This window comes from Citrobacter sp. S46_ASV_140, assembly GCF_018919545.1.
GTDB classification, from domain to species: domain Bacteria; phylum Pseudomonadota; class Gammaproteobacteria; order Enterobacterales; family Enterobacteriaceae; genus Citrobacter; species Citrobacter braakii.
In genome coordinates this window covers 1-21,003 of the sequence record NZ_JAHLRC010000066.1, presented here as the reverse complement: position 1 = coordinate 21,003, position 21,003 = coordinate 1, and the positions used below count along the sequence as shown (strand labels likewise).

The 21,003-nt window shown below is 51.5% G+C and carries 17 protein-coding genes and 1 pseudogene; 14 read left to right on the top strand and 4 right to left on the bottom strand.

Translation table 11 applies throughout. The annotated features are described in order from the left end of the window. A pseudogene (locus KQJ19_RS16035) lies at nt 1-283 on the bottom strand (2-hydroxyacid dehydrogenase); the annotation flags it as partial. A gap of 690 nt (nt 284-973) precedes the next feature. On the opposite strand from KQJ19_RS16035, the gene KQJ19_RS16030 reads away from it, so the two are divergent. The 4 genes from KQJ19_RS16030 to KQJ19_RS16015 all read left to right on the top strand — a co-directional run bounded on the left by KQJ19_RS16030 (nt 974) and on the right by KQJ19_RS16015 (nt 4,445). Next, nucleotides 974-3,613, top strand: a complete 2,640-nt coding sequence (locus KQJ19_RS16030) for a YdbH family protein (RefSeq protein WP_216403847.1) — start codon at nt 974-976, stop codon at nt 3,611-3,613. Continuing rightward, nucleotides 3,610-3,801: a YnbE family lipoprotein gene (locus tag KQJ19_RS16025; RefSeq protein ID WP_016156612.1), complete on the top strand. Its 192-nt coding sequence runs from the start codon at nt 3,610-3,612 to the stop codon at nt 3,799-3,801. Before KQJ19_RS16030 ends, KQJ19_RS16025 begins: the two co-directional genes overlap by 4 nt. 7 nt (nt 3,802-3,808) lie before the next feature. Beyond that, complete coding sequence (locus KQJ19_RS16020) at nt 3,809-4,132, top strand: YdbL family protein (protein ID WP_016156611.1); 324 nt, start codon at nt 3,809-3,811, stop codon at nt 4,130-4,132. Nucleotides 4,133-4,259: 127 nt separating this feature from the next. Beyond that, a complete protein-coding gene (locus tag KQJ19_RS16015) occupies nt 4,260-4,445 on the top strand; it encodes a hypothetical protein (protein WP_016153181.1) in 186 nt (61 codons plus the stop codon). Nucleotides 4,446-4,488: 43 nt separating this feature from the next. Here the strand turns inward: KQJ19_RS16015 and azoR are convergent, their stop codons facing one another. Then, a complete protein-coding gene (gene azoR, locus KQJ19_RS16010; RefSeq protein WP_006684422.1) occupies nt 4,489-5,094 on the bottom strand; it encodes an FMN-dependent NADH-azoreductase in 606 nt (201 codons plus the stop codon). 201 nt (nt 5,095-5,295) lie between these two features. On the opposite strand from azoR, the gene hrpA reads away from it, so the two are divergent. The 3 genes from hrpA to aldA all read left to right on the top strand — a co-directional run bounded on the left by hrpA (nt 5,296) and on the right by aldA (nt 11,714). Then, the gene (hrpA, locus tag KQJ19_RS16005) at nt 5,296-9,198 is read left to right on the top strand and encodes an ATP-dependent RNA helicase HrpA (RefSeq protein ID WP_216403846.1); all 3,903 of its coding nucleotides are present in this window, start codon (nt 5,296-5,298) and stop codon (nt 9,196-9,198) included. A 79-nt stretch (nt 9,199-9,277) separates the two neighbouring features. Further along, a complete protein-coding gene (locus tag KQJ19_RS16000) occupies nt 9,278-10,075 on the top strand; it encodes a YdcF family protein (protein ID WP_049282410.1) in 798 nt (265 codons plus the stop codon). A gap of 199 nt (nt 10,076-10,274) precedes the next feature. Continuing rightward, on the top strand, nt 10,275-11,714 hold the full coding sequence (gene aldA / locus KQJ19_RS15995) for an aldehyde dehydrogenase (protein ID WP_016153178.1): 1,440 nt from the start codon (nt 10,275-10,277) through the stop codon (nt 11,712-11,714). 40 nt (nt 11,715-11,754) lie between these two features. Here aldA and KQJ19_RS15990 read toward each other — a convergent pair whose 3' ends face one another. Further along, nucleotides 11,755-12,681, bottom strand: a complete 927-nt coding sequence (locus KQJ19_RS15990) for an alpha/beta hydrolase (protein WP_049282409.1) — start codon at nt 12,679-12,681, stop codon at nt 11,755-11,757. Between the two features lie 240 nt (nt 12,682-12,921). On the opposite strand from KQJ19_RS15990, the gene cybB reads away from it, so the two are divergent. The 7 genes from cybB to KQJ19_RS15955 all read left to right on the top strand — a co-directional run bounded on the left by cybB (nt 12,922) and on the right by KQJ19_RS15955 (nt 20,510). After that, nucleotides 12,922-13,452 carry a cytochrome b561 gene (cybB, locus tag KQJ19_RS15985; protein WP_019076843.1) on the top strand — a complete coding sequence of 177 codons (531 nt, stop codon included), beginning with the start codon at nt 12,922-12,924 and terminating at the stop codon, nt 13,450-13,452. A 171-nt stretch (nt 13,453-13,623) separates the two neighbouring features. After that, nucleotides 13,624-14,043: a translesion error-prone DNA polymerase V autoproteolytic subunit gene (locus tag KQJ19_RS15980; protein ID WP_016153176.1), complete on the top strand. Its 420-nt coding sequence runs from the start codon at nt 13,624-13,626 to the stop codon at nt 14,041-14,043. 2 nt (nt 14,044-14,045) lie between these two features. Then, nucleotides 14,046-15,314 (top strand): Y-family DNA polymerase, encoded by a 1,269-nt coding sequence (locus tag KQJ19_RS15975; protein ID WP_029139549.1) that lies wholly within the window; start codon nt 14,046-14,048, stop codon nt 15,312-15,314. Nucleotides 15,315-15,592: 278 nt separating this feature from the next. Beyond that, on the top strand, nt 15,593-16,894 hold the full coding sequence (locus KQJ19_RS15970) for an AppA family phytase/histidine-type acid phosphatase (protein WP_216403845.1): 1,302 nt from the start codon (nt 15,593-15,595) through the stop codon (nt 16,892-16,894). A 331-nt stretch (nt 16,895-17,225) separates the two neighbouring features. Continuing rightward, a complete protein-coding gene (locus KQJ19_RS15965) occupies nt 17,226-17,501 on the top strand; it encodes a metal/formaldehyde-sensitive transcriptional repressor (protein ID WP_003833178.1) in 276 nt (91 codons plus the stop codon). Nucleotides 17,502-17,533: 32 nt separating this feature from the next. Next, nucleotides 17,534-18,652, top strand: coding sequence for an S-(hydroxymethyl)glutathione dehydrogenase/class III alcohol dehydrogenase (locus KQJ19_RS15960; protein WP_016153173.1), 1,119 nt, complete (start codon nt 17,534-17,536; stop codon nt 18,650-18,652). 169 nt (nt 18,653-18,821) lie between these two features. Further along, nucleotides 18,822-20,510 (top strand): methyl-accepting chemotaxis protein, encoded by a 1,689-nt coding sequence (locus tag KQJ19_RS15955; protein WP_153690342.1) that lies wholly within the window; start codon nt 18,822-18,824, stop codon nt 20,508-20,510. Nucleotides 20,511-20,555: 45 nt separating this feature from the next. On the opposite strand, the gene KQJ19_RS15950 is transcribed toward KQJ19_RS15955, so the two are convergent. After that, on the bottom strand, nt 20,556-21,003 hold a 448-nt coding region (locus KQJ19_RS15950), incomplete at its 5' end, for a LysR substrate-binding domain-containing protein (protein ID WP_253296361.1).

Genomic DNA, 21,003 nt, shown 5'->3' with positions numbered 1-21,003 from the left:
CGACCTGCAGGCCGAGCTCTTTTGCCGCGTCGAGATCGACGTTATTGAAGCCGGCGCAACGCAGCGCAATATATTTCACGCCATGCTTTTTCAGCTCTTCCAGAACCGGGCGGCTGCCATCGTCGTTAACGAAAATACAGACGGCTTCACAGCCATGGGCTGTTTTGGCTGTTTTCTCCGTCAGCAGAAAGTCAAAGAATTCAAGTTCAAAACCAAAAGCCTCGTTAACCTGCTGCAGATACTTCTTGTCGTACTGTTTTGTACTATAGATGGCGAGTTTCATAAGACTTTCTCCAGTGATTTTGACGTCACATTAATCCAATTCAAATTATTTTACAAAATCTAAAAAGTTATTGATAGTCATAGGCGTAATGAATAATTTCAGCGCATCTGTTGTTAGTGTGGGCAGGTTACTCAATTTCAACAACTGGATATTTTTCCGTCCAACTCAATACCCGTAATCGATGCAGGTAAAAAGCCAGCCGAATCACATCCAGACAGCTACGCTTATACAGGTAGCAAATATCGGGAGGGGTCATGTTAACTCACTCTGAAGCAAAGCGATGGGCCACCTTAATGCTTAAGGCGGCATTATGTGATGGTATGAAACCTGAGGAGATTTCCCGGCAGGTACATCTGGTCTGCGATCATCATGGTAGAGAGTGCCTCGAAGAGCTCATTGAGGAAATTCTGATAGAAGCTGGTCGTTTAGGACCTAAACATAGCGATGGAGAACTGAGGCCTCATTGAGTCTGAGTTCTTTATATTCCCGACGGCACGTGTAACAGCGTGCCATATAAAACAATGCGCTATCTTGTTGAATTAATTATTATTTTATTGATTCCCGTTGATTAATAAATAGTGCATATACTTCATGGGAATTTATTCTTAATGTGGGCATATCCTGTTAAACATGCCACAATACTGGCCTAAACCGGCTTAAATTTTCGCTAAATCAGGATATTAACTACCCATGAAGGGTAAATATAAAGCCGCTCTGGCACTTCTCTTATTATTGATTCTCGTGCCGCTGACGTTGGTCATGACGCTTGGCCTGTGGGTTCCTACGCTGGTGGGCGTCTGGTTACCTGTTGGCACGCGCATCGCGCTGGATGAGAGCCCACGGCTGACACGTCATGGGCTGCATATCCCGGAACTCCGCTATCTGGTCGATGATTGCCCGCTAGCGCGCATTACTCAGGCCGATCTTTCTCATCCCAGCCGCTGGTTGCTCAATGTCGGGACAATTGAGCTGGATTCCGCTTGCCTGGCTAAATTACCGCAGACAGAAGCGTCTCCGGCAGCGCCCAAAACGCTGGCTGAATGGCAATCGATGCTGCCCAATACCTGGATTAACATCGACAAAGTTATTCTCTCCCCCTGGCAGGAGTGGCAGGGAAAACTGTCTCTCTCGCTAACGCCATCGACCCAGCAACTGCGCTACCAGGGTGAAAAAGTGAAATTCCAGGGGCGTCTGCACGGGCAAAATCTCACGGTAAATGAGCTGGATATAGCCGCGTTTGAAGGGCAACCGCCGGTAAAACTGGTCGGTGAATTTACCATGCCGCTGGTTCCTGATGGACTACCGGTGAGCGGTCATGCGGTTGCTACTCTGAGCTTGCCGCAGGAACCCTCACTGGTGGACGCAGAACTGGAGTGGCAAGAAAACAGCGGACAACTGATCGTTATGGCGCGGGACAATGCCGATCCGTTGCTCGATCTTCCGTGGGAAATAACCCGTCAGCAATTAACCATCAGCGACGGTCGCTGGAACTGGCCTTATCAGGGATTCCCGCTCAGCGGGCGGTTGGGCATGAAAGTTGAAAACTGGCAGGCCGGGCTGGAAAATGCGGTGGTGAGCGGGCGTCTGAACATACTGACCCAAGGCGATGCAGGTAAAGGAAACGCCGTATTAACGCTGGGGCCGGGTAAGCTGGGTGTGGATAGTAGCGATATGCCGTTACAGTTGATAGGCGAGGCGAAACAGGGTGACCTGATCTTCTACGCCAAATTACCCGCCAGACTCACCGGAAGCCTGGACGACCCGCAGCTGGCTTTCGAGCCAGGAGCGCTGCTGCGTTCGCGTGGACGGGTGATTGACTCGCTGGATATTGACGAAATTCGCTGGCCGCTGGCGGGCGTAAAAGTAACGCAGCGCGGCGTAGATGGCCGTCTGCAGGCTATATTGCGCGCGCATGAAAACCAGATGGGCGGTTTTGAATTGCATCTGGATGGTCTGGCAAATGATTTTCTCCCTGACGCGGGTCGCTGGCAGTGGCGGTACTGGGGCAAAGGCAGCTTTACGCCAATGCATGCGCGTTGGGACGTGGCGGGTAAGGGCGAATGGCATGACAACACCCTGAAGCTTTTTGATCTCTCCACCGGATTTGACCACCTGCAATACGGCACCATGAAGGTGGAAACCCCACGCCTGGTGATGGACGAGCCGATCGTCTGGGTACGGGATGCCAACAAGCCGACGTTTAGCGGCGCGCTGTCGCTGGACGCAGGGAACACCACCTTTACCGGGGGGAGCGTGTTACCGCCGTCAACCCTGAAGTTCAGCGTGGAAGGCACCGACCCGACGATTTTCCAGTTTAAAGGCCAGCTTCACGCGGGCGCGATAGGTCCAGTACAGGTAAATGGCCGTTGGGACGGGATCCGTCTGCGCGGACAGGCCTGGTGGCCAAAACAATCGCTCACCGTATTCCAACCGCTCATCCCACCAGACTGGAAAATGAAGCTACGTGAAGGTGAACTGTATGCGCAGGTTGCGTTTTCGGCTGCCCCGGAACAGGGCTTTGAAGCGGGCGGCCATGGGGTATTAAAAGGCGGTAGCGCCTGGATGCCCGATAACCAAATTAATGGCGTCGATTTTGTGTTGCCTTTCCGGTTTAGTGAAGGCGCATGGCAACTGGGTACGCGTGGACCTATTTCACTGCGTGTTGCGGAAGTGGTGAATCAGGTGACGGTGAAAAATATCGCCGCCGATCTACAGGGGGCGTATCCCTGGAGTGAAGACAATCCGTTACTGTTAAGCGATGTCAGCGCCGAACTGCTGGGGGGCAAAGTCATCATGCAACAACTGCGGATGCCGCAGCACGATCCGGCATTATTACGGGTGCAGAATATCTCTTCCAGCGAGCTTATCAGCGCGGTTAATCCCAAACAATTCGCCATGTCTGGCCCGGTCAGCGGTGCGTTGCCGTTATGGCTGGATAACGAAAAGTGGATCATTAAAGACGGCTGGCTGACCAACCCGGGGCCTATGACGCTGCGTATTGATAAAGACACGGCGGATGCCGTCGTCAAAGATAATATGGCAGCCGGTGCGGCCATTAACTGGCTGCGTTATATGGAAATAAGCCATTCCTGGACGAAAATAAATTTGGATAATCTCGGTGTCTTAACCATGCAGGCAACCGTAACTGGCAATAGCCGGGTGGATGGCAAAGTGGGGACGGTTAATTTGAATTACACCCATGAGGAAAACGTCTTTACGCTATGGCGTAGTTTGCGTTTTGGCGACAATTTACAGGCATGGCTTGAACAAAATGCAGCGCTGCCGGAATCCCATTGCCCGGAAGGCAAGGAATGTGAGGAACAACAATGAAAACGATAGCTGCCATGCTGGGTCTGCTGGCTTCATCTCTGCTGATCGGCTGCACACCCAGAATCGAAGTGGCTGCGCCTAAAGAGCCGATCACTATTAATATGAACGTCAAAATCGAGCATGAGATCCATATCAAAGTCGATAAAGACGTTGAGAGCTTATTAAAATCGCGCAGCGATTTGTTCTGAGGTCACGATGAAAAAACAGCTTGCAGTGATCCTGGTGGCATTGAGTTTATTCAGTGGCAATGGGTGGGCATTGACCTTGAATGAAGCCAGATCCCAGGGGCGGGTGGGCGAAACGCTTAATGGTTATCTGGTGGCATTGCAAACCGACGCCGAAACGCAGGCGCTGGTGAGTGAGATTAATAAAGCACGCAGCGCCAGCTATCAGCAACTGGCTGAGAGCAATAACATTCCTCCAGATGAAGTGGCGAAAATGGCCGGACAAAAGCTGGTCGCTCGGGCTAAACCAGGGGAGTACGTCCAGGGCATCAATGGTAAGTGGTTGAGAAAATAATAAATCTTCTCTGCACACAACCGGAGAGGCACGACGCTGACTTATTCATCGACATCGCAATAGTTGCCACACGGAATCAAACTGAGGCTGATATAGTTCAACACCGGTCGCGTTGCGGAGTGAAATCATGTGGCTTTTCAAGTGGTATGTCTGGAATCGTTGGATATTCAAGCTGTTAAGCCGGGATGTTGCCGAGCCAGAACAATTTTTGCTGCATTGCTGGGAAGAGAATCTGGCGAAGTGCAGAGATTATGCAACCATCTGGCGTGATATTAACCGCATTCACGGCAAACAGGTGCAGGTAAAGAAGTAAATGCTGGAGAAACCCTCCCACCGGATGGTGAGAGGGTGAAGTATCAGGCAGCGACGACGCTGTCGATAGCGGCTTTCGCATCGGACTGCGCTTTGGACGCCACTTCCGGGCCGTACGCAATGCCTTCAGCAAAGACGACGTTCACGTCGGTGATGCCGATAAAGCCCAGGAATACGTTCAGATACGGCGTGATCAGGTCAGTCGGCGTATCTTTATGGATACCACCACGGCTGGTCAACACGACTGCGCGTTTACCCGTCACCAGACCTTCCGGACCTTTCTCGGTATAACGGAAAGTCACACCTGCACGGGCAATCAGATCGAAATAGTTTTTCAGCTGGGTTGGGATGTTGAAGTTATACATCGGCGCGGCGATAACAATCACATCATGCGCTTTCAGCTCAGCAATCAGCTCATCGGACAACGCCAGCGCTTCCTGCTGACGCGGTGTCAGCGGTGCATCGCTCGGGCGCAGCGCACCCACTAGTTCGCCATCCAGTACCGGAACAGGATTTGCAGCTAGGTCACGGACGGTGATTTCATCAGCGGAGTGCTTTTCACGCCACTGTTCAACAAAATAATCAGACAACTGACCAGACTGAGAGTACCCTGCCAGAATACTGGATTTAAGAACTAATACCTTGCTCATGGGTGTTTCCTTTTATGTGTTTGAAGGGGGAGTGCCCCGTTGCTTGTTGACACTTTATTCACAATCCTGTCGCAGTGATAGCGCAATATATCGAATCCTATGTTCGAAATTATTGAACAACACATGAAAAGCGCTGATGTGGTACTCTATACCTATCATCTAAAAGAGATTTAACCCGGCAGAGCACTGCCTTTTAACGCTATGACAGAACAACAAAAATTAACCTTCAACATGTTGCAGCAACAGCTGGATTCACTGATGCTGCGTGACAGAGAGCGTTTTGCCCGCCGCCTGCAGGGCGTGAAGAAGGTTAAAAATCCTGATGCACAACAGGCCATTTACCAGGAGATGGCAAAAGAGATTGATCACGCTGCAGGTAAAGTTGTGCTGCGTGAAGCCGCGCGTCCGGTCATCAGCTACCCGGAAAACCTGCCCGTCAGTCAGAAAAAACAGGATATTCTGGAAGCGATCCGCGATAACCAGGTGGTGATTGTCGCCGGGGAAACGGGGTCAGGGAAAACCACTCAGTTACCCAAAATCTGTATGGAGCTCGGGCGCGGGGTAAAAGGGCTGATCGGCCATACCCAGCCGCGTCGTCTGGCGGCGCGTACCGTGGCGAACCGTATTGCAGAAGAGCTGCAAACCGAGCCGGGCGGTTGTATCGGTTATAAAGTCCGTTTTAGCGATCATGTCAGCGACAACACCATGGTTAAGCTGATGACGGACGGTATCTTGCTGGCGGAAATCCAGCAGGATCGGCTGCTGATGCAGTACGACACCATCATCATCGATGAAGCGCATGAGCGCAGCCTGAATATCGATTTTCTGCTCGGCTATCTGAAAGAGCTTCTGCCGCGCCGTCCGGATCTAAAAATTATCATCACTTCGGCGACCATCGATCCGGAGCGTTTTTCAAAGCATTTCAATAATGCACCGATTATCGAAGTCTCTGGTCGAACCTATCCGGTGGAAGTTCGCTATCGTCCAATTGTTGAAGACGCAGATGACACCGAGCGTGACCAATTGCAGGCAATTTTTGATGCCGTAGATGAGTTAGGCCGTGAAAGTCAGGGCGACATTTTGATCTTCATGAGCGGCGAGCGCGAAATCCGCGATACCGCCGATGCGCTGAATAAGCTGGATTTGCGCCATACCGAAGTGCTACCGCTGTATGCGCGTCTTTCCAACAGCGAGCAGAATCGTGTGTTCCAGTCGCACAGCGGTCGCCGTATCGTGCTGGCGACCAACGTGGCGGAAACCTCGCTGACCGTTCCGGGGATCAAGTATGTGATTGATCCGGGTACTGCGCGTATCAGCCGTTACAGTTACCGCACCAAAGTTCAGCGCTTGCCGATTGAACCGGTGTCGCAGGCCTCTGCCAACCAGCGTAAAGGCCGTTGCGGTCGTGTTTCGGAGGGGATCTGTATTCGTCTGTATTCCGAAGACGATTTCCTGTCGCGCCCGGAGTTTACCGACCCGGAGATTCTGCGTACCAACCTGGCGTCCGTTATTTTGCAGATGACTGCCTTGGGGCTGGGCGATATCGCGGCGTTTCCGTTTGTTGAAGCGCCGGATAAACGTAACATTCAGGACGGTGTACGCCTGCTCGAAGAACTGGGGGCGATAACCACCGACGAACAGGCAACCGCTTACAAACTGACGCCATTGGGCCGTCAGCTCTCGCAACTGCCGGTGGATCCACGTCTGGCGCGCATGGTGCTGGAAGCGCAAAAACATGGCTGCGTACGTGAGGCGATGATTATCACCTCGGCGCTGTCTATTCAGGATCCGCGCGAGCGCCCGATGGACAAGCAGCAGGCCTCCGACGAGAAGCATCGCCGTTTCCACGACAAAGAGTCTGATTTCCTCGCATTTGTGAATCTGTGGAACTATCTCGGCGAGCAGCAGAAAGCGCTGTCGTCAAACCAGTTCCGTCGTCAGTGCAAACTTGATTTTCTGAACTACCTGCGCGTGCGTGAATGGCAGGATATCTACACGCAACTGCGTCAGGTGGTGAAAGAGTTAGGGATTCCTGTTAACAGCGAACCCGCTGAATACAGAGAGATCCACGTCGCGTTGCTGACCGGTTTACTGTCACATATCGGGATGAAAGATGCCGATAAACAGGAATTTACCGGGGCGCGTAACGCTCGCTTCTCGATCTTCCCAGGCTCTGGTCTATTTAAAAAACCGCCGAAGTGGACGATGGTAGCGGAACTGGTGGAAACCAGCCGCCTGTGGGGACGTATTGCTGCACGCATCGATCCTGAGTGGGTCGAACCGGTTGCCCAGCATCTGATCAAACGTTCATACAGTGAACCGCACTGGGAACGTGCTCAGGGCGCAGTGATGGCAACAGAAAAGGTTACCGTCTACGGTTTACCGATTGTTGCAGCCCGTAAGGTGAACTACAGCCAGATCGATCCCGCGTTGTCGCGAGAACTGTTCATCCGCCATGCGCTGGTGGAAGGCGACTGGCAAACGCGCCATGCATTTTTCCGTGACAATTTGAAGTTACGCGCTGAGGTGGAAGAGTTAGAGCACAAATCGCGCCGTCGCGACATTCTGGTTGATGATGAGACGCTATTTGAGTTTTACGACCAACGCATCAGCCATGATGTAGTCTCCGCGCGTCACTTTGACAGTTGGTGGAAAAAGATCAGCCGTGAAACGCCGGATCTGCTCAACTTTGAAAAGAGCATGCTCATCAAAGAGGGCGCGGAAAAAATCAGTAAGCTGGATTACCCGAACTTCTGGCATCAGGGCAATCTCAAACTACGGTTAAGTTACCAGTTCGAACCCGGGGCCGATGCGGACGGTGTGACCGTGCATATTCCGCTCCCGCTGCTCAATCAGATCGAAGAGAGCGGTTTTGAATGGCAAATTCCGGGGCTGCGCCGTGAACTGGTTATCGCCCTGATTAAGTCTCTGCCGAAACCGGTACGACGCAACTTTGTGCCCGCGCCAAACTATGCGGAAGCGTTTTTAGGCCGCGTCACGCCGCTGGAACTGCCGCTGCTGGACTCGCTGGAGCGTGAACTGCGCCGCATGACCGGCGTGACCGTTGACCGTGAAGACTGGCATTGGGATCAGGTGCCCGATCACCTAAAAATCACCTTCCGGGTAGTGGATGATAAGAACAAAAAGCTGCAGGAAGGACGTTCGCTGCAGGATCTGAAAGACGCACTGAAGGGTAAAGTTCAGGAAACATTGTCTGCGGTGGCGGATGACGGTATCGAACAGAGCGGGTTGCACATCTGGAGCTTCGGTCAGCTTCCGGAGAGTTACGAGCAAAAACGCGGTAACTATAAGGTAAAAGCCTGGCCAGCGCTGGTGGATGAGCGTGACAGCGTTGCCATCAAACTGTTTGATAACCCGCTGGAGCAACAGCAGGCGATGTGGTGCGGTTTACGCCGCCTGTTGTTGCTGAATATTCCTTCACCAATCAAATATTTGCATGAGAAACTGCCCAACAAAGCCAAGCTGGGGCTGTATTTTAACCCGTACGGTAAAGTGCTGGATTTGATTGACGACTGTATATCCTGTGGTGTGGATCAACTGATCGACGCCAACGGTGGTCCGGTGTGGACCGAAGAAGGCTTTGCGGCGCTGCATGAAAAAGTGCGGGCTGAACTGAACGATACGGTGGTGGATATTGCTAAGCAGGTCGAACAAATTCTGACCGCGGTGTTTAATATCAACAAACGTCTGAAAGGACGCGTGGATATGACCATGGCGCTGGGGCTTGCGGATATCAAATCGCAGATGGGCGGGCTGGTGTACCGTGGATTTGTTACCGGCAATGGTTTCAAGCGTCTGGGCGATACGCTGCGTTATTTGCAGGCTATCGAAAAGCGTCTGGAAAAACTGGCTATCGACCCGCATCGTGACCGTGCGCAGATGCTGAAAGTGGATAGCGTGCAGCAGGCCTGGCAGCAGTGGTTCAATAAACTGCCTCCCGCGCGCCGTGAAGATGACGATGTCAAAGAGATCCGCTGGATGATAGAAGAGCTGCGCGTCAGCTATTTTGCCCAGCAGCTTGGTACGCCGTATCCGATTTCCGATAAACGTATTTTGCAGGCGATGGAGCAGATTTCGGGATAAATCGGTACCAGACAGCATACCGGGTAAGGTGACGTCACCGCCCGGTATGCAACCCGATAAAGTATTAAGATCAGGAGTCATGAGTATGAGCCAGTTTCCGACACTTTCCGCAACCACGCTTGCGGCGATCAATACCGTAGGGCGATGGTTGGCGCAGAATGATTTTACGGGGAATATCACCGTTCAGTCAGATTGCGTGATTCTGGCAGGGAACGCGGTTATTCCGACCATCGACGCCGCCTGCCGGATCGCGAAAGAGCAACAGGTTCCCTTGTTGATTAGCGGTGGCATCGGTCACTCCACACGATTTCTGTATGACGCGATTGCAGAGCATCCTCGTTACAACATCATTCGTACCACCGGGCGCGCGGAAGCGGCGATCCTTGCCGATATCGCACATCAGTTCTGGCAAATCCCGGGGGAGAAGATTTGGGTGGAAGACCAGTCAACAAACTGCGGTGAGAATGCCCGTTTTAGCTGTGCATTATTGAATCAGGCGACGGAAAGTATTCATACCGTCATTGTGGTACAGGATCCCACTATGCAACGTCGCACGATGGCAACCTTTCAGCGCGTAACCCGCGATGAGCCGCATGCGCCGCGCTGGTTGAGTTTCCCTGGATTCATCCCTGAGCTGACCCAACAGCAAGACGGCGTGGATTTTGTGCCAGCAGCAGAAGGTTTGTGGTCAGTGGATCGCTATCTGTCTCTCATAACCGGTGAGCTTCCTCGCCTGCGTGATGATGCCACCGGTTATGGGCCGTGCGGCCGCGATTTTATCGCCCATGTTGATATTCCTCAGAACGTTGAGCAAGCCTGGCAGCAGTTGCAAAATGACATCGTGCTGACTGACTTACTGGAGAGCCGCTCTCTGTAATTCCTGTTGCCCGTTTGTCGGCGTTTTGCGGCAAACGGGCAAAAATCACACCTGTTTTTTCCCTTCATCATCACTTTGCCAGACGCTTTTATGAAGCCGCTCACAGAACAGCCACTCCAGCCATAATACGACCTGCATGATTGATATTAATTAACAATAGTTTTACTTGTTAAGAACAAATCAATCACAGGAGAGCCGCATGTCAGTACCCGTACAACATCCTATGTATATCGATGGGCAGTTTGTGACCTGGCACGATGATGCCTGGATTGATGTCGTCAATCCTGCCACGGAAGAGGTGATCTCGCGTATTCCCGATGGACGTGCCGAGGATGCGTGTAAAGCGATCGATGCTGCACAGCGCGCTCAGCCGCAATGGGAAGCGCTGCCCGCCATTGAACGGGCGAACTGGTTACGCAAAATTTCTGCGGGTATCCGTCAGCGAGCCAGTGAAATCAGTGCGCTGATTGTGGCGGAGGGTGGAAAAATACAGCAACTGGCTGAGGTCGAAGTCTCGTTTACCGCCGACTATATCGATTATATGGCGGAGTGGGCGCGTCGCTATGAAGGCGAGATCCTGCAAAGCGATCGTCCGGGCGAGAATATTCTGCTGTTTAAGCGCGCTTTGGGCGTGACTACGGGCATTCTGCCGTGGAACTTTCCATTTTTCCTGATTGCCCGCAAACTGGCTCCCGCACTGTTGACGGGTAATACCATTGTCATTAAGCCGAGTGAATTTACACCGAATAACGCCATCGCCTTTGCCAAAATTGTTGATGATATTGGCTTGCCGCGCGGCGTATTTAATCTGGTACTGGGACGTGGTGAAACGGTCGGTCAGGCGCTGGCCGCAAACCCGAAGGTGGCCATGGTGAGCATGACCGGTAGCGTCGGGGCGGGTGAGAAAATTATGGCTGCGGCGGCTAAAAATATCACCAAAGTTTGTCTGGAGTTGGGCGGCAAGGCCCCGGCTATCGTGATGGATGATGCCGATCTTGAACTGGCCGTAAAGGCAATTGTTGACTCGCGGGTGATCAACACCGGACAGGTATGCAACTGTGCCGAGCGCGTGTACGTTCAGAAAGGTATTTATGACCAATTCGTCAATCGTCTGGGCGAGGCGATGAAAGCCGTGCAGTTTGGCAATCCGGCTGAGCGTAATGATATTGCGATGGGGCCGCTGATTAACGCCGCTGCGCTGGAGCGTGTAGAGCAGAAAGTTGCACGAGCGGTGCAGGAAGGCGCCAGAGTGGTGCTGGGCGGTAAGGCCGTTTCCGGCAAAGGGTATTACTATCCACCGACGTTACTGTTAGACGTGCGCCAGGAGATGGCGATTATGCACGAGGAGACGTTTGGTCCAGTGCTGCCGGTAGTAGCGTTTGATACGCTGGAACAGGCGCTGACGATGGCCAATGACAGCGATTACGGTCTGACCTCATCGATCTATACGCAGAATCTGAATACGGCGATGAAGGCGATCAAAGGGCTGAAGTTTGGCGAAACCTATATTAATCGTGAAAACTTCGAGGCGATGCAGGGCTTTCATGCTGGCTGGCGCAAGTCCGGGATTGGCGGGGCTGACGGTAAACACGGTCTGAACGAATATCTGCAAACGCAGGTGGTGTATCTGCAGTCCTAAGTTTTCGCCGGGTGAGCCTGTATGCCACCCGGCGCAATTCTCACACTTTGCTGGCGATCCAGTTCATCATCAATTCCGGCCAGATGGCCAGCGGCAATCCCTGCGCATCGCGAATACCAAATCCGTGCTTACCGCGTTCAAACAGATGCATTTCGACCGAAACCCCTGGCCTACGTAGCGCATTAAAGAAGACCAGGCTGTTTTCCACCTTCACCGCCGGATCGTCAATGGCGTGTAGCAAGAACGTCGGCGGCGTTGTGTTATCCACTCGCTCTTCAAGAGAATAGCGCTGCAGGTCTTCCTTTTCGGGCGTTGCGCCAACCAGCTCAAGGCGAGAGCCTGGGTGACCGATATCTTCGCGCAGGGTGATCACCGGGTACACCAGCGCCATAAAAGCAGGGCGCGCAGATTGTTCGTCTATGCTATCAATCGGCGTATAAACCGATTCGTCAAACCGGGTTCCCAGACTGGCGGCCACGTGTCCCCCGGAGGAGAAGCCCAACACGCCGATACGGTCAGGGTTGATTTTCCATTCATGAGCGTTGGCGCGAATGTAGCGCATGGCGCGTTGGGCATCGGCCAGCGGCGCATTTGCGCCTTCCTCGTGACCATCGCCCGGCATGCGGTAGGTCATCACAAACAGGGTATAACCGTGAGCGTTAAAGAACGGTGCCAGTGCGCTGCCTTCTTTATCCATCACCACGCGACGATAAGAGCCGCCAGGGGTAACAAGGATCCCTGTGCCGTTAGGTTTTGCAGGGGCGTAAACGGTAATTTCTGGTGCACGAATGCCGGTTACCGCACGATCATAAGCAGACGTTCCGGTATGCCGGGGTTCAGGCGTGAATACCGCATCGCTGTTTTTTGCTCCGGGGGCTTCACCCTGCGGCCAGCATGAGAAGGTGGCCGCGTGGGCAACGGCTTGCTCCATCATGTTTTCTAACGCTTCACGACTCAGTGCTTCCATTACTATGCTCCCTCATTGGCAAAGGTTAGCTATAACATAGTTAATGAATTGAAAACGGGGAGAGACTCACGACGTATTGAATTCGCGGGAAATGAAAGACGGTGGAGGCGAATCTCCGCCGGAAGGCGAGAGCTTGATAAATTTATCCCGCGTACGAATAAGCCGGGTGAGCAAAAGTTAATGAATTTTTAACAAAAGCCCGTTATGGTGACGCATTATTATTTTTATTCAGGAAGTGTTATGGGGAATAAGTATTCTGGCCTGCAAATTGGCATTCACTGGCTGGTCTTTTTGTTGGTCATTGTGGCCTACAGCGCTATGGAGTTTCGCGGATTTTTCCCGCGCAGCTATCGTCCCTTATTTAACATGGTGCACGTATCCTGTGGCATCACTATTTTAACGCTGATGGTGGCGCGTCTGCTGGTCAGGCTAAAATATCCGGCACCGCCGATTGTGCCAAAACCGAAGCCGATGATGACCGGAATGGCGCATCTGGGGCATCTGGTTATCTATCTGCTGTTTATTGTTCTGCCGATTATTGGACTGGTGATGATGTACAACCGGGGTAACCCGTGGATTGCATTCGGCATCGTTATGCCGCATGCGGCAGAGGCCAATTTTGATGTAGTGGATATGCTGAAGTCCTGGCACGTGACGCTGGCAAATCTGGGCTATTTTGTTATTGCTCTGCATGCCGCTGCGGCTCTGATGCACCACTATTTCTGGAAGGACAATACGCTGCTGCGCATGATGCCGCGAAAACGCTCCTGATGTAATGCCCCGCAAATGCGGGGTATTTTTTTAGCCGATTATTTTTCCAGACATCATAAAAACTTACCGACAAGATGGTTAAACAACGTCCAGTTCATCACACTCGCTACTTGATTGCTGCTCTTATTAAAACTACTGTATATAAATACAGTAAATGAGAGGCAGATTATTATGTTGTTTTTCCAGCCTGCGGAACGCCGCGAAATTAAACACTTTCCGTTATTTAGCGATCTTGTGCCCTGCGGTTTTCCATCTCCTGCACAGGACTACGTTGAGAAACGTATCGACCTCAATGACCTGCTGGTACGGCATCCCAGCGCAACCTATTTTGTTAAATCATCTGGCGACTCTATGAGGGGAGCAGGGATCGGCGAGGGCGATTTACTGATTGTCGACAGCGCCAGAAAACCTGCCCATGGAGACATCGTTATTGCCGCCGTTGAGGGCGAATTCACCGTTAAACGCCTGCAATTACATCCGGTTGTGATGCTGAAACCAGAGAACAGCGCCTACGCGCCGATCATGATTAGCAGCGAGGACACGCTGGATATATTTGGCGTGGTGACATTTATCATTAAAGCAGCGGGCTGATGATGTTTGCACTGGTGGATGTTAACGCGTTTTATGCCAGCTGTGAGTCGGCATTCCGGCCTGATCTGAAAGGGAAGCCCGTTGTCGTTCTTTCAAACAACGATGGCTGCGTTATTGCCAGCAGCGTAGAGGCAAAGGCGCTTGGCGTTAATATGGGCGCTCCGTACTTCAAACAGAAAGATCTGTTCAGGCGCTATGGCGTGTTCTGTTTTAGTTCGAACTACGAACTGTATGCGGATATGAGCAGCAGGGTGATGTCGATTCTGGAGGAGTTATCGCCACGCGTGGAGATATACAGTATTGATGAAGCCTTTTGTGATTTAACGGGCGTGCGAAACTGCAGGGATCTTACGGATTTTGGTCAGGAAATCAGAGCAACCATTTTGCAGAAAACACGTCTCACGGTTGGGGTCGGTATCGCTCAGACCAAAACCCTGGCCAAACTGGCAAACCATGCGGCCAAAAAGTGGCAGGAACAGACGGGCGGAGTCGTGGATCTCTCAAATATTGAACGCCAGCGTAAGCTGATGGCAGCACTCCCGGTTGATGAAGTCTGGGGCATCGGACGCCGTATCGGCAAAAAACTGGACGTTATGGGCATTAAAACGGTTCTCGACCTGGCGGATACCGATATTCGCTTCATTCGTAAACATTTCAGCGTCGTGCTTGAGCGAACCGTCCGGGAATTGCGCGGTGAGCCTTGTCTGGCGCTGGAAGAGTTTGCGCCGGATAAGCAGGAAATTATCTGCTCAAGATCGTTTGGTGAAAAACTCACGGATTACAACGCCATGAGAGAGGCCATTTGCACCTATGCTTCACGTGCTGCGGAAAAGCTGCGCAGAGAACACCAGTACTGCCGGTTTATCTCTACGTTTATCAAAACCAGTCCGTTTGCCCTGAATGAACCTTATTACGGTAACAGCGCATCGATAAAACTGCTGACGCCAACTCAGGATAGCCGGGACATTATTACAGCAGCCACGCGCAGCCTGGACGCCGTTTGGCGAGAGGGGCTACGTTATCAAAAAGCGGGCGTTATGCTGGGGGATTTTTTTAGCTCTGGCGTTGCACAGCTGAATCTTTTTGATAATAACGCCCCGCGGCGTAACAGCGATAAATTGATGGACCTACTGGATACTCTTAATGCTGAAAAGGGGAAAGGAACGCTCTACTTTGCCGGGCAAGGGATACAGCAGCCGTGGGCGATGAAGCGAGACATGCTTTCACCACGTTATACAACGAGATACAGTGATTTGCTGCGGGTAAATTGATAGCCAAACAAGGCTTCCGCCCACCTTATTTATACCGGATCAATTATCCTTTCAATGACAGGACGTTGTAAATTGCCAACGATTCCATAACCTTGGATACCTTTCCAGTGCGGCTAAATTAGCGCTCCTTTAATACTTCGATAAGAGACAAAGTTGATATTCAAAAAGTTGGATTGTTGTGAACTCAGGAGTAGGATTATTTCTATCTGATAGAACCAGTTATCGAACTGGCTTATACGAGTTGTTTGTTTTTCACTTACGAAAAGGTGGTGCTGGTAATGAGTACATTCATCATTCGTTTATTATTTTTTTCTCTCTTATGCGGTTCTTTCTCAATACATGCTGAAGAGCAGAACGGTATGAAACTTGAGCGGGTTGTGATAGTGAGCCGTCATGGAGTAAGAGCACCTACGAAGTTCACTCCAATAATGAAAGATGTTACACCCGATCAATGGCCACAATGGGATGTGCCGTTAGGATGGCTAACGCCTCGTGGGGGAGAACTTGTTTCTGAATTAGGTCAGTATCAACGTTTATGGTTCACGAGCAAAGGTCTGTTGAATAATCAAACGTGCCCATCTCCAGGGCAGGTTGCTGTTATTGCAGACACGGATCAACGCACCCGTAAAACGGGTGAGGCGTTTCTGGTTGGGTTAGCACCAAAATGTCAAATTCAAGTGCATTATCAGAAGGATGAAGAAAAAACTGATCCTCTTTTTAATCCGGTAAAAATGGGGAAATGTTCGTTTAACACATTGAAGGTTAAAAACGCTATTCTGGAACGGGCCGGAGGAAATATTGAACTGTATACCCAACGCTATCAATCTTCGTTTCGGACCCTGGAAAATGTTTTAAATTTCTCACAATCGGAGACATGTAAGACTACAGAGAAGTCTACGAAATGCACATTACCAGAGGCTTTACCGTCTGAACTTAAGGTAACTCCTGACAATGTATCATTACCTGGTGCCTGGAGTCTTTCTTCCACGCTGACTGAGATATTTCTGTTGCAAGAGGCCCAGGGAATGCCACAGGTAGCCTGGGGGCGTATTACGGGAGAAAAAGAATGGAGAGATTTGTTAAGTCTGCATAACGCTCAGTTTGATCTTTTGCAAAGAACTCCAGAAGTTGCCCGTAGTAGAGCCACACCATTACTCGATATGATAGACACTGCATTATTGACAAATGGTACAACAGAAAACAGGTATGGCATAAAATTACCCGTATCTCTGTTGTTTATTGCTGGTCATGATACCAATCTTGCAAATTTAAGCGGGGCTTTAGATCTTAACTGGTCGCTGCCCGGTCAACCCGATAATACCCCTCCTGGTGGGGAGCTTGTATTCGAAAAGTGGAAAAGAACCAGTGATAATACGGATTGGGTTCAGGTTTCATTTGTTTATCAGACGCTGAGAGATATGAGGGATATACAACCGTTATCGTTAGAAAAACCTGCCGGCAAAGTTGATTTAAAATTAATTGCATGTGAAGAGAAAAATAGTCAGGGAATGTGTTCGTTAAAAAGTTTTTCCAGACTCATTAAGGAAATTCGCGTGCCAGAGTGTGCAGTTACGGAATAAGTAACTAATTATTATATATATAGCGTATTAAAAAATAGAAACCCCCGGTTTGTAGTCGGGGGTATTCGTATTGATCATAATTACATGAGTCTTTCAATTGCCTGTTCTTTGCGAGTGACAATCCAGTTACGCTGCTCCAGAAAAAATCCGGACTGTTCAGCGATGCAGAATCCATCGACAAAGCGCTCGGTGTTGCGGCTCTAAAACCGCTTTACACGGTGATATGTCTAAATGTGCTGTTTGTGCAACTCATTAAAGAATAACAAGTTATTAATTTTACAATTAGTTAAAAAGACTGATAGTATACCCCCCTATAGTATTTGGAGGGCGTATGCCGCATTCACCCGAAGATAAAAAACGCATTCTCACCCGTGTACGCCGTATTCGCGGTCAGGTTGATGCGCTTGAGCGCGCGCTGGAGTCCGGCGAGCCGTGTTTGGCTATCCTGCAACAAATTGCCGCCGTGCGCGGCGCATCCAATGGCCTGATGGGCGAAATGGTTGAGATCCACCTGAAAGACGAACTGGTCAGCGGGGAAACAACCCCAGACCAGCGTGCCGTGCGCATGGCTGAAATCGGCCATCTTCTGCGTGCTTATCTAAAATAACACCATCACCTCGCAATAATGGGAAGAGACAAATGAAATCACGTGCAGCAGTTGCATTCGGCCCTGGCCAACCGTTAAAAATTGTCGAAATCGATGTCGCACCGCCAAAGAAAGGTGAAGTGCTGGTTAAAATTACCCACACCGGCGTGTGCCATACTGATGCTTTTACGCTCTCAGGCGACGATCCGGAAGGGGTTTTCCCGGCGGTGCTCGGCCATGAAGGTGGCGGCATTGTGGTTGAAGTGGGTGAAGGCGTTACCAGCCTGAAACCGGGCGATCATGTGATCCCGCTATACACCGCAGAATGTGGCGAGTGTAAGTTCTGTAAATCGGGTAAAACTAACCTGTGTCAGGCCGTGCGTGCGACCCAGGGCAAAGGTCTGATGCCGGATGGCACCACCCGTTTCTCGTATAACGGCGAGCCGATTTATCACTATATGGGCACCAGCACCTTCAGCGAATACACCGTTTGCGCGGAGATCTCTCTGGCGAAGGTTAACCCGCAGGCTCCGCTGGACAAAGTGTGTCTGCTGGGGTGTGGCGTGACCACCGGTATCGGAGCGGTCCATAACACCGCAAAAGTGAAAGAAGGTGATACCGTCGCCGTATTTGGTCTGGGTGGTATTGGCCTGGCGGTGATTCAGGGCGCGGCGCAGGCGAAAGCCGGGCGTATTCTGGCCGTTGATACCAATCCGGAAAAATTTACGCTGGCAGGTGAAATGGGCGCGACCGATTTCATCAATCCGAAGGATTACGACAAACCGATTCAGGATGTGATTGTCGAGCTTACCGATGGCGGCGTGGACTTTAGTTTCGAATGTATCGGTAACGTTAACGTGATGCGCGCTGCGCTGGAATGCTGCCATAAAGGATGGGGCGAAAGCATCATTATTGGCGTGGCAGGAGCCGGACAAGAGATCAAAACGCGTCCGTTCCAGTTAGTTACCGGGCGTGTCTGGCGCGGTTCCGCGTTTGGCGGCGTGAAGGGGCGTACTCAGCTTCCTGGTATGGTTGAAGATGCGATGAGCGGGAAAATTCAGTTAGATCCGTTTATTACCCACCGTTTACCGCTGGAGCAGATTAACGACGCGTTCGATTTAATGCATCAGGGTAAATCCATCCGTACCGTTATCCACTTTGGCGATAACTAATTCATTGGCCAGCGGATTTCACCGCTGGCACTTTCCTGAATTTTTTTGAATTATGTTGTGAAAGTGTGACGAATCCGGCGCTTTTCACGGTAAGTAAACTTCCCGGATTGCCGATGACTATCTAACGGGCGTGTTTTCACGCATAAACCCTACAAGAGAGTCGACGGTCATGGACAACACTACATCGATGCAAGCCCAGCATAAACTGGGCTTTCTGCATCAAATCCGGCTGGTTCCGCTGTTTTCCTCCATTCTCGGTGGCATCCTTCTGCTGTTCGCCTTAAGTTCCGGGCTGGCAAGCTATTTTCTTATGCAGGCCGATCGCGATCAGCGCGACGTAACCGATGAGATTCAGGTCAGGATGGGGTTATCTAACAGCTCTAACCACTTGCGTACCGCGCGTATCAACATGATCCACGCCGGCGCGGCGAGCCGTATTGCCGAAATGGATGACATGAAGGCCAATATCGCCGAGGCAGAAAAACGGATTAAGCAGTCGCAGGACGGTTTCAATGCTTATATGTCACGCGCGGTAAAAACGTCTGCCGATGAAGCGTTAGACGCTGAACTGAGCGCCAGCTTCAAAGCCTATACCGACGGCTTACAGCCGATGCTGAAGTACGCTAAAAACGGCATGTTTGAAGCGATCATCAACCATGAAAATGAACAGGCCAGACCGCTGGACTCTGCTTACAACAAGGTGCTGTTAAAGGCGATCGACATTCGTACCACCAGGGCGAATCAGTTAAGCGAACAGGCGCATCAGCGTACACAGCTTGGTATGGCTTTTATGCTGGGCGCATTTGTTCTTGCGCTGGCGCTGACCGTGATGACGTTCATTGTTCTGCGCCGTACCGTCATTCATCCTCTGTTGCGTGCCGCCCAGCGTATTGAGCAAATTTCAGCGGGGGATCTCACCATGCCGGAGGAACCGACCGGGCGCAGCGAAATTGGTCGCCTGAGCCGCCATCTGCAAACAATGCAACGTTCGCTGGGGAAAACGGTAGGCACGGTGCGTCAGGGCGCGGAAGAGATTTATCGCGGTACCAGTGAGATTTCGGCGGGGAACACCGATCTGTCTTCACGTACCGAACAACAGGCTGCGGCGATTGAACAAACGGCGGCCAGCATGGAAGAGTTGACGGCGACGGTGAAGCAAAACGCCGACAACGCGCATCATGCGAGCAAGCTGGCAGAAGATGCCTCCGGCAAGGCCAGTCGGGGCGGTCAGATGGTTTCTGGCGTGGTCAAAACCATGGGCAATATCTCAACGAGTTCGAAGAAAATCTCCGAAATCACAGCCGTTATTAACAGCATTGCTTTCCAGACCAATATTCTGGCGCTGAACGCAGCGGTTGAAGCGGCGCGGGCAGGAGAGCAGGGCCGTGGGTTTGCCGTGGTTGCCAGTGAGGTGCGCACATTGGCAAGCCGCAGCGCTCAGGCGGCAAAAGAGATTGAAGGATTGATCAGCGAATCAGTCCGACTGATTGACCAGGGCTCCGGAGAAGTGGTCGCTGCGGGCAATACGATGACGGATATTGTCGATGCGGTAAAACGCGTCACCGACATTATGCTGGAAATTGCGGCGGCCTCTGATGAGCAGAGCCGGGGTATCGTCCAGGTGAGTCAGGCAATTTCAGAAATGGATAAGGTAACGCAGCAAAATGCCTCGCTGGTTGAAGAAGCCTCTGCCGCAGCGGCATCGCTGGAAGAGCAGGCGGCGCGCTTAACGGAAGCTGTTGGCACATTCCGTTTAACAGGGACAAGTGCTATTAAACGCGCGCCTGTGACGACAAAGCCTGACCATTCACGTCCGCAGGCGGCAACTGCCAGTGGCGATAACTGGGAAACGTTTTAACAATAAAATCAATTAAGGGACCTGATGGTCCCTTAATTTTTGGCATCAAAACGGTACAGTTTTGCGTATTGCGGCGATCAGGATCTGCGCGGCCTGAGAGAGTTGCACATCGACACGGGTAAGAATGCCGATGGGTTCACCCGCACCGTGGGTGGGTATCGGCAACGACACCAGCGTCGCCTTGCGTAAATCTTCTCTAACCGCGCCTGAAGGGACAAACCACACATAGTCGTAATCGACCGTCAGTTGGCGGGAGAGTGATGCTGACAGCGTTTCAATACAGCCCGGCGGCATTTTGCAGCCCTGACTTTGCAACAACGCCTCTGCGTGCTGGCGAGGGGCGGTTCCTTTTGGTGAAACCACCACCGGCCACTCCATCACCCGACTCAGCGTGATGGTTTCCTGTAACAACGGGTGGTTAGGGCGCACGACCAGTTTGAGCGATTCCAGAAATAACAACTCGTAGTTCAGACCAACCATCAATTCCGGATCG

Coding starts and splice junctions, on each gene's coding strand:
- KQJ19_RS16000 (WP_049282410.1), top strand. CDS start 9,278: ATGAGTATGAGCCAGTTTCCGACACTTTCCGCAACCACGCTTGCGGCG.
- KQJ19_RS15970 (WP_216403845.1), top strand. CDS start 15,593: ATGAGTACATTCATCATTCGTTTATTATTTTTTTCTCTCTTATGCGGT.
- KQJ19_RS15960 (WP_016153173.1), top strand. CDS start 17,534: ATGAAATCACGTGCAGCAGTTGCATTCGGCCCTGGCCAACCGTTAAAA.
- KQJ19_RS15990 (WP_049282409.1), bottom strand. CDS start 12,681: ATGGAAGCACTGAGTCGTGAAGCGTTAGAAAACATGATGGAGCAAGCC.
- KQJ19_RS15965 (WP_003833178.1), top strand. CDS start 17,226: ATGCCGCATTCACCCGAAGATAAAAAACGCATTCTCACCCGTGTACGC.
- KQJ19_RS15975 (WP_029139549.1), top strand. CDS start 14,046: ATGTTTGCACTGGTGGATGTTAACGCGTTTTATGCCAGCTGTGAGTCG.
- cybB (WP_019076843.1), top strand. CDS start 12,922: ATGGGGAATAAGTATTCTGGCCTGCAAATTGGCATTCACTGGCTGGTC.
- aldA (WP_016153178.1), top strand. CDS start 10,275: ATGTCAGTACCCGTACAACATCCTATGTATATCGATGGGCAGTTTGTG.
- KQJ19_RS16020 (WP_016156611.1), top strand. CDS start 3,809: ATGAAAAAACAGCTTGCAGTGATCCTGGTGGCATTGAGTTTATTCAGT.
- KQJ19_RS16025 (WP_016156612.1), top strand. CDS start 3,610: ATGAAAACGATAGCTGCCATGCTGGGTCTGCTGGCTTCATCTCTGCTG.
- KQJ19_RS16030 (WP_216403847.1), top strand. CDS start 974: ATGAAGGGTAAATATAAAGCCGCTCTGGCACTTCTCTTATTATTGATT.
- KQJ19_RS16015 (WP_016153181.1), top strand. CDS start 4,260: ATGTGGCTTTTCAAGTGGTATGTCTGGAATCGTTGGATATTCAAGCTG.
- hrpA (WP_216403846.1), top strand. CDS start 5,296: ATGACAGAACAACAAAAATTAACCTTCAACATGTTGCAGCAACAGCTG.
- KQJ19_RS15980 (WP_016153176.1), top strand. CDS start 13,624: ATGTTGTTTTTCCAGCCTGCGGAACGCCGCGAAATTAAACACTTTCCG.
- azoR (WP_006684422.1), bottom strand. CDS start 5,094: ATGAGCAAGGTATTAGTTCTTAAATCCAGTATTCTGGCAGGGTACTCT.
- KQJ19_RS15955 (WP_153690342.1), top strand. CDS start 18,822: ATGGACAACACTACATCGATGCAAGCCCAGCATAAACTGGGCTTTCTG.